Genomic DNA, 9,086 nt, shown 5'->3' with positions numbered 1-9,086 from the left:
TAATATATCATCTATATTTAAGCCAATGCTTGATTAATATCTTCCAAAATATCGTCAATATGTTCAATACCTACGGATAGCCTAACCATTCCTGGGGTAACACCACTTTTTAGTTGCTCTTCAGCAGATAATTGATCGTGTGTAGTGGATGCCGGGTGAATTGCTAATGTTTTAGAATCTCCTACATTTGCCAAGTGAGAAATTAAATTTAACTTGTTTATAAAATCCTTACCAGCTGCGACGCCTCCTTTAATTTCAAAGGTAATTACTCCTCCTGCACCATTTATCAGGTATTTTTTTGCTAAATTATAGTAAGGGCTTGATCTTAGTCCTGGATAATTTACCTTTTCAATTTTGGTATGCTCCTCTAAATGTTCCGCAATAGTTTGAGCATTACTTAAGGTACGTTCCATACGTAATGACAATGTTTCTACGCCTTGCAACAACATAAAAGCATTCATAGGACTCAAGCAAGGACCGTAATCCCTTAATCCTTCTACTCTAGTTTTTATTGCAAAAGCCACATTTGGTAAGCCCAATGGATTTCCTTCCCCAAAAACTTCCCAAAAATTTAATCCGTGATATCCTTCACTAGGCTCTGAAAATTGAGGAAATTTACCATTATCCCAATCAAAATTACCGCCATCAACAATAATCCCACCAATAGAAGTTCCGTGCCCACCGATCCATTTTGTAGCTGATTCTGTTACAATATTAGCTCCATGTTTTATAGGTTGAAACACATAACCTCCTGCGCCAAACGTGTTATCAACAATTAATGGAATTTTGTGTTTTTTTGCTACTTCAGCTACTTTTTCGAAATCAAGAATACTTAATTCCGGGTTTCCAATAGTTTCCACATATATAGCTTTTGTTTTAGCATCAATTTGAGCTTCAAAATCTGTAGGTTGGTTTCCGCCCGAAAAACGAGCCTCGATTCCTAGCTTTTTGAACTGAACCTTAAATTGATTGAATGTCCCCCCGTACAAAAATGCGGAAGACACAAAATTATCTCCAGATTCTAAAATACTTGTAATGGCTAAAAATTGAGCTGACATTCCTGAAGCTGTAGCCACAGCCATAGTTCCTCCTTCCAAGGCAGCAATTCGCTTTTCAAGCACATCAGTAGTTGGATTCATTATACGTGTGTATATATTTCCAAACTCTTTTAAACCAAATAAGTTGGCTGCATGTTCAGCATTGTTAAACACGTAAGAAGTTGTCTGATAAATTGGTACTGCTCTTGAATTTGTTAAAGTATCAACTTCCTGACCTGCATGAAGCTGTAACGTTTCAAATTTTAAATCGCTCATTTTATTTTTTATTTTTATTAAAAATAAGAAACATAAATCATTAAAAATGGTAAAATCATTACATTCTATTGTAATATTCGAAAGTTATTATCCTCTAAATAAGAATAATTCATCTTTCATGCCTTCAATTTCCGAACGTTCATTATCAGTAATGTATTGAATTGCTTTTGAAGTAAAAACCTGTCCTTTTTCAGTAAGTTCAATCACACCATTTTTAATAGCGATCATATTATTTTTTGAAGCCAAGTCTAGTACCGATTTTGCTTTCACTTCCTGCCAATTAATATGCTCATTTAAATGATTTACATGGCGCTCCTCCTCTTCATAATGATTTTGAATGTGTAATAAAAACGTAAGTAACATCACCTCCTTTCGCTGTTGTTTTTGTCTGTATAAAACTGAAAACAATCCTTTATTTGGGGCAAACAAATACGCTAATAAGAATAATCCACCCAAAACAGTTGTAATTGCACCTGCAATTGAAGCATCTAACCAATGCGCCACCCAATAACCAGAAATAGCCGATAGCACTCCAATACCTACAGCCCCAACAAGTAATTTTTTCAAATCATTTGTTAATAAATATACCGTGGCAGCTGGTGCAATCATAAGCGCTACTACCAAAATAGCTCCTACAGCATCAAAAGCGCCAACCGTGGTTACCGAAGCTACGGACATTAATCCATAATGCATTACCACTGGCGAAAAACCTAAGGCTGCTGCCAGCCCCTGATCAAACGTACTCACTTTAATTTCCTTATAAAAAGTAATTAAAAGTATCAAAGTAATTAACAAAATTAGTCCAACTACCCACAAGGCTTTAGGGCCTAAATCAGTACCTTTAATCAATATCCTGTCAAAAGGAGCAAAAGCCAATTCTCCTAACAATACCGCATCAATATCTAAATGTACATCGTTAGCATTTAATGCAATCAATATAACGCCAACGCTAAACATTGCTGGGAACACCAAACCTATAGCTGTGTCTTCCTTTACTAAGCCTGTTTTTTGAATAAATTCGACTAAAACTACAGTAATCACACCCGTTAATGCAGCCAATAAAATATTTACTGGTGATGCCAAATCTTGAGTAATAAAAAAACCCACTACAATTCCTGGTAAAATGGAATGGCTGATCGCATCACTAATTAAAGCCATTTTACGTAATACTAAAAATACGCCTGGTAAAGCACAAGCTGCGGCTACTATTGTCGCTATCAATTGTATTTCAATTTGCGCACTACTCATTAGTTTCCATATTTTGATTAAATAATTGCGCCGCTTTATTGTAGCCTTCAGTAGTCATAGACCACATTTGACCATCAATTTTAATTAATTCTTGATCTTCCAATTCTTTTAATGTATTTACTGAATACCCTAAAAAGTTATTTAAAATTTTTATTGCATGTGGTCGCGATACATCGTTATGTGTTTGCGCTATTTCATACATTACCGATAATGTTTTAAATAACTTTAGTGCTTTCCTATTTTTATACTTTCTAATTTGCTTAAATAGTATGCCCCTTTCGGGAGAAAAAATAAAAGAAACCAACACAAAAAATGAAGCCACTAATACAATGACAGGCCCTGTAGACAAACCGTTAGTTGAAGCACTAATTGCTGTACCAAACACTCCTGAAAAAGCACCAAAAATTGCTGCCAATACTACCATAACCCATAACCTATTTGTCCATTGGCGAGCAGCTGCAGCTGGAGCTAGTAGCATGGCACTCATAAGTACAACGCCTACTGTTTGCAATCCTAAAACAATAGCCAATACAATAAATGTAGTAATGAGCAAATCCAAAAACTTAATATTAAAACCTAAAGTTTTGGTGTAATCCGGATCAAATAACAATAACTTGAGTTCCTTCCAAAAAATAGCCAATACTAACAAACTTATCACGCCAACAATAGCCAATAACCAAACATCCGAAACCAAAAGCGTAGCAGCTTGTCCAAACAAGTACTTATCTAAACCTGCCTGATTGGCATTGGGTTGTTTTTGAATATAAGTTAATAATAGCATTCCTACTCCAAAAAATAAAGACAATACTAAGCCTAGAGCCGTATCCGATTTCAAATGAGTTTTGGAAACCATCCCCCTAATCCAAAACGTCCCTATTAAACCACTAATTAAAGCTCCAATTAAAATGGCATATGAATTTTTGGTTTCCGTAATCAAAAAAGCAATAGCTATACCAGGCAAAGCCGCATGTGATATGGCATCACCCAACAAGCTTTGTTTGCGCAACACCGCAAAGCTACCCAACATTCCACATACCGCACCCAATATGGCCGTACCAAGTGTGATCACTTGTAATGTGTAATCTTCTGTTAATAGTTTTATGTATTCTATTATGTTGATAGTGGTTAAGGGTTAAGGTTAAGGGTTAAGGGTTAAGGGTTAAGGGTTAAGGGTTAAGGGTTAAGGGTTAAGGGTTAAGGGTTAAACCTAATTTTTATTATTTAGATTCTTCTTTACACTTGATATTTTTTTATAATTCTTTTACTAACAATCTGAATTTTTATTTACTCATTCATAAATTTAAAAAATCAATTCTAATTTCTTTTCACTTATAAGTTTTTGTAAATCTCTCCAATTCATTTGTTCTAAATTATCGAACTCTTCTTTAGGTCTGTAGACTTTTATCTTAGTAATAGCATTTACTTTAAAAACAAAAGCATTTAAATCGATAACTCTATGTTTATTAACCTTTACATTTAATTGTTTCCAATCTTTTTCAATAATCCCAAATTCAGATGTTCCTTCATTAACAATTATATCTAAATCTTTTGATTTGTAATAAATCTCTTGATAATCTCCATAGCTATCTTCAATTTGCATTAAATAAAGTCCAAAAGTTATAAACCCTAAAATAAAAACTATAATAGCTCCAAAAATTCCAAATCCATATTTTAATGTTTTATTCAATATTTTTTTTATTAAAATTTATACTAAAGAACCTTCCGTTAACTATTTCACAATTCTATTAAGAAACTGTTTATTTCTAATTTCAAACTCAATAAAAATACATCGAACTTATAAAAACAATAATCTAAAAACCTATTTCTGCACACTAACTTTATAATTTATACCGTAGGTTTTTGTCAAATTATCATCGTTAAAAATCTCTTTCACAGGTCCGGTGGCTATTTTTTTACGTTTAAAAAGGTTACCCAGTCAAAATATTCGGGAACTGTTTGTAAATCATGATGCACTACAATAACTGTTTTACCTGCTTTACGTAACTCTTTTAACAAATTAATTATAGCAATTTCAGTGGTAGCATCCACTCCCTGAAAGGGTTCATCCATAAAATAAATAGCCGCATTTTGTACTAAAGCTCTTGCTAAAAATACGCGCTGTTGCTGTCCTCCGGAAAGCTGACTGATTTGCCTGTTTTTAAAGGGAAGCATCCCTACCTTTTCCAAAGCTTCTAAGGCTTGTTTTTTCTGAACTTGTCCAGGACGTTTGATCCACCCTAAACTTCCGTAAGTTCCCATTAGCACTACATCCAACGCTGTAGTAGGAAAATCCCAATCTACCGAACCTTTTTGTGGTACATAAGCCACTAGGGAACGTTGTTGCTTGTATGATTTCCCAAACACAGTTACCTTACCTGCAATGGGTTTAATGATTCCTAAAATGGATTTAATTAAAGTTGATTTCCCTGCTCCGTTAGGTCCCACTATTGCCATTAATACCCCTTCAGGAATAGCCAGATCAATATCCCACAGTACTGGCTTATAATTGTAAGCTACCGTTAAATCATCAATTTTAATTGCGTATTCCTGATGTTCTTTTTCCATTAGATAAAACTGAATTTACTTTAAAGCATTTACAATGGTTTCTATATTATGCTTGTACATACCTACGTAGGTAGCCTCAGGAGTATTTGCGGTTCCCAAAGCATCTGAAAACAGCTCTCCTCCAATAGTAACTTCATGATTTTTTGACTTTACTGATGCCTGCAAAGCTTCAATTGTTCGTTTTGGTACCGAGCTTTCAACAAAAACGGCCTTAACGTTTTTCTCAATAATAAAGTTAGCTAAATTTTGTACATCCTTTACACCAGCTTCGGTAGCTGTAGACAATCCCTGCAAACCAACTACTTGAAAGTTGTATAATTTTCCAAAATAATTAAAAGCGTCATGAGCAGTAATTAGAATTCTTTTTTCAGTAGGAAGTTTGTCCACCAATACTTTATTGGTTTGTTTTAGCTTATTTAAATTTGAAACATAATTTTTTGCATTCTGTAAATACACTTCTTTATTTGTGGTGTCTAGTTTTATTAATTCTGCGGCAGCGTAATTAACACATTGAATCCAATACTCAATTTGAAACCAAATATGTGGATCATAATTAGATGCAAAATTTTCAGATGCAATTAGCTTGTCCTTTGACAAACAGTCCGATAATGCCACTATTTTTTTATTGCTATTCTTCATATTTTCAAACACATCTTCCAATTTCCCTTCTAGGTGCAAACCGTTATAAAAAATAGCATCTGCTTGAGTTAATTTGGATACGTCGCCCTCACTGGCTTTATATAAATGAGGATCAACGCCACTCCCCATCAACCCTTTTACTACTATTTTATTACCACCAATGGCCTGAATCATATGAGTTATCATTGTGGTAGTGGTAACAATGGTTAGCTTATCATTTGCATCTTTTTGATTTTTCCCGCATGAAATTACCATAAGCGTGATAACCAATAGTTGTAAAATCTTTTTCATAACTAAGCTTTATTAAAAATTATATTTTAAATTAAATACAATGTCTCTACCTGGATTTGGAACGGCAAAGTCATCAAAACTTGTTTTTAGGCGCGACAAATGATCTGTATACTCTTGATTAAAAAGGTTTTTAGCGGTTACACTTAAATTTATGTTTTTAAAGGAAGTGCTAATTCCAGCTGCTAACAAATGATAATCATCATTTTTTAATTCGTTATTGGCAACTCTATTTTGTTCTAAAAAATTCTGTTGCTGGATAAATAATGAATTTAGCTTTAACTGCTTACCAAGATTTACATTATACTCGATTATTGTATTAAAATTGACTGGCGGAATTAAAGGCAATGGATTGTTATTACTATCATTTCCGTACGTTAATGCTACTGCTGTTTGAAAAGTTAATTTTGGAAGGTATTCGGGCTTATAATTTAAATTAAACTCACCTCCAAAAAGTGTAGCATCTTCCTGCAAGTATGCAAATACAGGTAAATTTCCAGTATCCACCTGCTTTCTTTCTCCCGTAGGGGCTATAAAAATATAATCGGCAATAGCATTATAAAAAGGATTTACGGTGATGCTTAACTGATCACTTTTATAATTGATTGCAAAATCAAGTTGTGTAGCTGATTCGCTATTCAAATTAGTATCACCAACTTCTATTTGACCTGTTCCGCCATGTTCGCCGTTAGATAAAAGTTCCGAAACGTTAGGAGCTCGATACCCTGAAGCTACATTAAAGCGGAAGGTAAAATTAGCTGAATTATATTTTACTCCTGCAGAATAATTTAATGTATTGTAGGTTTCATTAAAATCAGCAAAACTTGTAAATTCATTAATTACAATACCATCGGCTTTTACATTTTTACTATCAAAACGCAAGCCTGCTTGAAAACCTAAGTTGGCATTAGGGCTATAATTAAGTAAACTAAAAATTCCATTTTCAGCACTTGTACCATCAGGAATCAAAAAAGTAGTCCCCCTGTTTTCACTATCCTGAAATAATCCCTGTGCGCCTAAGGTAAGATCGATTTGCGCCGTTTTAAACACATCCGATACTTTTACGTTATAATTAAATACTTCCAGATATAAATGTAAATCAGGGTCGTTTCGGGTTTCATTAAATTCCTGTCGATCATTTATGGAGTACCCCAAAGTGGCCAATACTTTAGCTTTTTTTAATTTAAAATTATTTTCTAATGCCAATACATGTTGGGTAACATCCTGAAAAGGTAATACAAAATTTTGAGCCTGATCTGCAAAAATTGGATCGATAAAATCAATATCAAAACGATTAGTAAACACAGGATTACCCTCAGTTGGTACAGGAATACCAAAAAAATTATTTAAATAACTGTAAGTAAATTTTGAATTATAGGTTTCCTTTTGAAGTCCTACGGCTATTTTAGCACTTTTTTCCGAAAATCGAGTGTTGAACACACGGGTAGCTTCAAAATTTGCATTTTTAGGAAGTTGATAATCGCCCGCCAAGGTGTAACCACCAAAAACATTTACTTTAACATCATTAAAACCTAATTTTACTCCTGCCTTATTTTGCGTGGTTCGGGTATTGTAAAAATAACCTAAATCCACAATTCCTTCTACTTTTTTGCTTGTAAAATCTTCATCTACAAAATAAAGTACTCCACCAATAGCGTCGGAACCATACAATAACGAGGCTGGTCCTTTAATGACCTCTACACTTTTAATGCCATTGCTACTCACTCCCAAACCGTGCTCAGCTCCCCATTGCTGATTTTCGATTCTGGTACCCTGGGCATAAGTTACTACACGATTGCTAGTAAGTCCTCTGATTACAGGCTTACCAATACTATTTCCGGTACTATTTTGCGACACCCCATTAATATTGGTAATACTTTCGGCTAAGGTATTTGAACTTGCCTGATTAATTTCAGAAAGTTTTTTCTTTTCCACGTTAACCACCAAATCCTTTTGTAATTTTGATCCTGGTACAGAAATAATTACTTCCCCTAAATTAGTATCCAAAACTAAATACACATTTACATCAGTCGTGTTTTTTTCAACCAAAACGCTTATTGTTTTAGGAACTGCTCCTAGGTATGAAATGTATACCTCAGTTTTACCTTGACTAAGACCTGTAAGCGTAAAATTACCGTATTTATCCGTTGTGGCTCCGTACAATTGAGCGCTTTTGACATATACTTCGGCGCCTTGAATAGGCTGGTTATCCAAATAAACTGTTCCTGAAATTGCTCCGTTTTGTGCCCAAATTCCTGTTACGAAAAGGCAGATCCAAATCCATAATTTATTTTGCATGCAATACTTGAATTAAAAAAGTAAACTGTTGGTTGAGTACCACTACAGCATCGTTAATTTTTACTTGGGTCATACCCATATTTTGAAATTGTTTTTCTACTTGAATTTGTGCTCCATTGATAATTCCGTTGGCACTGCAAAAATCAAAAAATTCTTTATCGTCACTTTGTAATCTAGCAATTTGATAACTCCCCTCTTTAGCCACCGCTAATGCGATGACATTTTTAACTTTAGGTAATTCACCTTTAGCGTTTGGAATGGGATCACCATGCGGATCGTAGTCTGGAAACCCTAAGTATTCATGAATTTTATCTGCCAAAAAATCAGAAGTTTCATGTTCCAGTAACTCTGCTTCTCTATGTATTTCGTGTAGTGATAAATCAAATAATTTAAACAACAAAGCTTCCCATAATCGATGTTTCCGAATGACTTTTAACGCCATGGCATTTCCGCTAGACGTTAATTTTAATTCTTGGTACTTTTCGTAGTCTAATAAGTCTTTTAAAGCCAATTTTTTAGCCATATCTGTTGCTGCAGCGCTTGAGATACCTAATTTTTTGGCAATAGTACTTGGTTTGGTATCCAATTCATTATGCGCTTTGTACTGATATATTGTTTTAACAAAATTTTCGATCGCTACAGACATAAATCCACCTTATTAAATTTTTAAGCTAACTTAATTTTTTTGCAAAGTTAAGCTAAAATATTAATTCTATAAACTTTTATATACTTCCT

7 protein-coding genes and 1 pseudogene are annotated in these 9,086 nt (G+C 34.0%); all 8 read right to left on the bottom strand.

The genetic code is table 11. The annotated features are described in order from the left end of the window. Window positions 1-17: 17 nt before the first annotated feature. Complete coding sequence (locus GMC_RS0103035) at window positions 18-1,313, bottom strand: O-acetylhomoserine aminocarboxypropyltransferase/cysteine synthase family protein (RefSeq protein WP_010520747.1); 1,296 nt, start codon at window positions 1,311-1,313, stop codon at window positions 18-20. 87 nt (window positions 1,314-1,400) lie between these two features. Then, window positions 1,401-2,561, bottom strand: coding sequence for a metal ABC transporter permease (locus tag GMC_RS0103030; RefSeq protein ID WP_010520746.1), 1,161 nt, complete (start codon window positions 2,559-2,561; stop codon window positions 1,401-1,403). Next, entirely contained in the window at window positions 2,554-3,630 is a 1,077-nt protein-coding gene (locus tag GMC_RS0103025) for a metal ABC transporter permease (RefSeq protein WP_010520745.1), read from the bottom strand. The genes GMC_RS0103030 and GMC_RS0103025 overlap by 8 nt, the downstream gene beginning before the upstream one ends. Before the next feature lie 231 nt (window positions 3,631-3,861). Then, window positions 3,862-4,248, bottom strand: a complete 387-nt coding sequence (locus GMC_RS0103020; protein ID WP_010520744.1) for a hypothetical protein — start codon at window positions 4,246-4,248, stop codon at window positions 3,862-3,864. A gap of 132 nt (window positions 4,249-4,380) precedes the next feature. After that, window positions 4,381-5,126: pseudogene (locus GMC_RS18850) on the bottom strand (metal ABC transporter ATP-binding protein). Between the two features lie 15 nt (window positions 5,127-5,141). Beyond that, complete coding sequence (locus GMC_RS0103010; protein WP_010520742.1) at window positions 5,142-6,056, bottom strand: metal ABC transporter solute-binding protein, Zn/Mn family; 915 nt, start codon at window positions 6,054-6,056, stop codon at window positions 5,142-5,144. A 12-nt stretch (window positions 6,057-6,068) separates the two neighbouring features. Continuing rightward, window positions 6,069-8,351 carry a TonB-dependent receptor gene (locus GMC_RS0103005; RefSeq protein WP_010520741.1) on the bottom strand — a complete coding sequence of 761 codons (2,283 nt, stop codon included), beginning with the start codon at window positions 8,349-8,351 and terminating at the stop codon, window positions 6,069-6,071. Then, window positions 8,341-8,997, bottom strand: coding sequence for a metal-dependent transcriptional regulator (locus GMC_RS0103000; protein ID WP_010520740.1), 657 nt, complete (start codon window positions 8,995-8,997; stop codon window positions 8,341-8,343). The genes GMC_RS0103005 and GMC_RS0103000 overlap by 11 nt, the downstream gene beginning before the upstream one ends. Window positions 8,998-9,086 lie beyond the last annotated feature (89 nt).

The sequence above is a fragment of the Aquimarina agarivorans genome (assembly GCF_000218485.1).
Taxonomy (GTDB): Bacteria; Bacteroidota; Bacteroidia; order Flavobacteriales; family Flavobacteriaceae; genus Aquimarina; species Aquimarina agarivorans.
The sequence above is the reverse complement of the archived record's forward strand: the minus strand, read 5'-3'. Positions and strand labels throughout refer to the sequence as shown.